At 74.7% G+C, this 2979-nt stretch carries 1 protein-coding gene and 1 riboswitch; the gene reads right to left on the reverse strand.

Annotated elements, in window-relative coordinates; all coding sequences use genetic code 11:
• Nucleotides 1-90: 90 nt before the first annotated feature.
• Entirely contained in the window at nt 91-2409 is a 2319-nt protein-coding gene (gene metE / locus HCN52_RS23375; RefSeq protein ID WP_168090419.1) for a 5-methyltetrahydropteroyltriglutamate--homocysteine S-methyltransferase, read from the reverse strand.
• A 179-nt stretch (nt 2410-2588) separates the two neighbouring features.
• A riboswitch (cobalamin riboswitch) is annotated at nt 2589-2780 on the reverse strand.
• Nucleotides 2781-2979: the final 199 nt, after the last annotated feature.

The raw sequence follows: 2979 nt of genomic DNA on the forward strand, positions 1-2979 counted from the left end.
GGCGACGTGCCACGGCACGCCGCCCGCCCGTTCATTCGCCCGCCCGCTGACCGCTCAGCGGCTCACCGGGCGCGACCCGACGCGCCGGCGTCACTCGGCCGCCAGCGCCTCCCGGGTGCCGCGCGCCGCAGCGACCAGGTTCTCCAGCGCCGCGCGGACCTCCGGCCAACCACGCGTCTTCAGACCGCAGTCCGGGTTGACCCACAGCCGCTCGGCCGGGATGGCGCCCAGCCCGCGCTTCAGCAGCGCCACGACCTCGTCGGTGCCCGGCACACGCGGCGAGTGGATGTCGTACACCCCGGGGCCGACCTCCCGCGGGTAGCCGTGCGCAGCCAGCTCGTCCGCGACCTGCATGTGCGAGCGGGCCGCCTCCAGGCTGATGACGTCGGCGTCGAGGTCGTCGATGGCGGCGATGACGTCACCGAACTCCGCGTAGCACATGTGGGTGTGGATCTGCGTCCGCGGCTGCACCCCGGCGGTCGCCAGCCGGAACGACTCGGTCGCCCACTCCAGGTACGCCGCGTGGTCCGCCGCCCGCAGCGGCAGCGTCTCCCGCAGCGCCGGTTCGTCGACCTGGATGACCGCGGTACCGGCCGCCTCCAGGTCCGCCACCTCGTCCCGCAGCGCCAGCGCGACCTGCCGCGCGGTGTCGCCCAGCGGCTGGTCGTCGCGGACGAACGACCAGGCGAGCATGGTGACCGGTCCGGTCAGCATGCCCTTGACCGGCCGGTCCGTCAGCGACTGGGCGTAGGTCGTCCACGGCACCGTCATCGGCTCGGGCCGCGAGATGTCGCCCGCCAGGATCGGCGGCCGCACGTACCGGGTGCCGTAGGACTGCACCCAGCCGTGCCGCGTCGCCAGGTAGCCGTTCAGCTTCTCGGCGAAGTACTGCACCATGTCGTTGCGTTCGGCCTCGCCGTGCACCAGCACGTCGACGCCCGCCTTCTCCTGGAAGGAGACGACCTCGCGGATCTCGGCGGCGATCCGCTCCTCGTACCCCTGGGCGTCGATCCGCTTCGCGCGCAGATCGGCGCGGGCCACCCGCAGTTCGTCGGTCTGCGGGAACGAACCGATGGTGGTCACCGGCAGCAGCGGCAGACCGAGCCGCTCCCGCTGCGCGACGGCCCGCTCGGCGTACGGCTGCGAACGCCGGGCGTCGGCGTCGGTCACCGCGGCCGCGCGCTCCCGCACCGCGGGGTCGTGGGTCAGCGCGGAACCCGCCCGGGAGGCGAGGTCGGCGGCGTTGGCCCGCAGCCGCGCGGTGACGGTGTCGGTGCCCTCGCGCAGCGCCCGCGCCAGCGTGACGGTCTCCTCCGCCTTCTGGCGGGCGAACGCCAGCCAGCGGGACACCTGCGGGTCGAGGTCGCGCTCCGCGGCGGCGTCCAGCGGGACGTGCAGCAGCGAGCAGGACGGTGCCACGTCCACCGAACCGGCGAGCCCGAGGAGCGTCGCCAGCACCCCGAGCGAGGCTGCCAGGTCGTTGATCCAGACGTTGCGGCCGTCGATGACACCGGCCACCAGCCGCTTGTCCGGCACCCCGCCCGCGGCCGCCAGCTCCGCGAGGTTGGCCGCCGCCGGGCCGGTGAAGTCGATCGCCAGCCCTTCCACGGGGGACTTGGCGAGCACCGGCAGCGCGTCCCCGAGCCGGTCGAAGTAGGAGGCGACCAGCAGCTTCGGCCGGTCCTCCAGCGCGCCGAGGTCACGCAACGCCCGCCCCGCGGCGTTCAGTTCGGCCGGGGTGCGGTCCTGCACCAGAGCGGGCTCGTCGAGCTGGACCCACTCGGCCCCGGCGGCCCGCAGGTCCGCCAGCACCTCGGCGTACACCGGCAGCAGCCGGTCCAGCAGGGTGAGCGGCTCGAACGACGGGTCCACGCCCGGCGCCGGCTTGGCCAGCAGCAGGTACGTGATCGGACCGACCAGCACCGGGCGGGCCGCGAGGCCGTCGGCCAGCGCCTCACGCACCTCGGCGACCTGCTTGCCGGAGTCGGCGGAGAAGACGGTGTCGGGGCCCAACTCGGGCACGAGGTAGTGGTAGTTCGTGTCGAACCACTTGGTCATCTCCAGCGGCGCCACCTCCTGGGTGCCGCGCGCCATCGCGAAGTAGCCGTCCAGCGCGTCGGTGGCGACGGCCGCGCGGTGCCGTTCGGGCACGGCACCCACCATCACGCTGGTGTCCAGGACGTGGTCGTAGAACGAGAAGTCGCCCGTGGGGACCTCGGCGATGCCTGCTTCCGCGAGCTGCCGCCGGTTGGTGCGGCGCAGCTCCGTCGCGGTGGCCCGGAGGGCGTCGGCGGTGACCTTGCCCTTCCAGTAGCCCTCGATCGCCTTCTTCAGCTCTCGGTTCCCGCCCTGCCGGGGGTAACCGTGGACGGTCGCCCCCGCTGCCGCGGCTGCGGACTTCGGTGTCACGAGACTCTCCTTCGCGAGTCGTGCGGAGATACGACCCCCGGGGGACGCTCTCGCGGTGCGAAGGAACGGCGCGGCGGCCCCGCGCGCACGCCGACGACGGCGTGCGGGTGGCCCGCGTCCTCCCGACCCGCCCGCGAGGGTCTCCGAAGGTCACCGCGCGCCATGGGGCGCGCGGGCAGTGGCAGGTCTTCGGACTCACGGGCCCGCCGGCGCACCTCTCGTGCGCACCGGCACCTACTGGCCGTCGCTTCCCGGACGCGTCGCGTCCAGTGCGTGTGACGGCGGTCGTTCCCGCTCACCGCTGCGGGGCAGTCCCGGATTCCCACCGGGTTCCCTCTTGCGACGCCCCGCCTGGCGGACGGGGCGAACCAGCTGCACCGCCCAGGCTAGGCGCTGCGGCGCCTCCCAACCAGAGTGCGACCGGATGACGGACGCGGCCCGTCGGCGGCGCGGGCTCGGGCCCGCCCCGGTGGGGTCGGCGGGCACCGTCGGTGCGGCGGCCACTTCCGGTGCGCCTCCCGCGGAGCACCGACGGCAGGCGCGTCCGCGGCGCGTGCCCCGCACCAGGAG

The organism is Streptomyces bohaiensis (assembly GCF_012033785.1).
Classification (GTDB): Bacteria; Actinomycetota; Actinomycetes; order Streptomycetales; family Streptomycetaceae; genus Streptomyces; species Streptomyces bohaiensis.